This is a genomic window from Pseudomonas sp. SIMBA_068, from assembly GCF_046534705.1.
Lineage (GTDB): Bacteria > Pseudomonadota > Gammaproteobacteria > Pseudomonadales > Pseudomonadaceae > Aquipseudomonas > Aquipseudomonas putida.
Genome location: NZ_JAWRYI010001626.1, coordinates 1 through 237, shown reverse-complemented (window position 1 = coordinate 237; position 237 = coordinate 1). Strand labels below are relative to the sequence as shown.

The 237-nt window shown below is 64.6% G+C and carries 1 protein-coding gene; it reads left to right on the top strand.

The genetic code is table 11. The features are described 5' to 3' along the window. The coding region (locus tag SB756_RS35230) for a TonB-dependent receptor domain-containing protein (protein WP_410913902.1) at positions 1 to 237 on the top strand (237 nt) is incomplete at both ends.

The following is a 237-nucleotide window of genomic DNA, read 5'->3' as shown; positions in this document are numbered from 1 at the left end:
CGAGCTGTCGGCCAGCGGCAAGCTGACCGACAAGTGGCAGGTTTTCGCCGGTTATACCTACATGCAGGCCCGCCAGATCGACGGTGGCGCGCTGGGCAAGGCCAACGACGGCAACCAGCTGCCGAACACGCCGAACAACAGCGCCAGCCTGTGGACCACTTACGCGATCACGCCGAAGCTCACCGTCGGTGGCGGCGCGTTCTATGTGGATGACGTCTACGGCAGCGTGGCCAACAC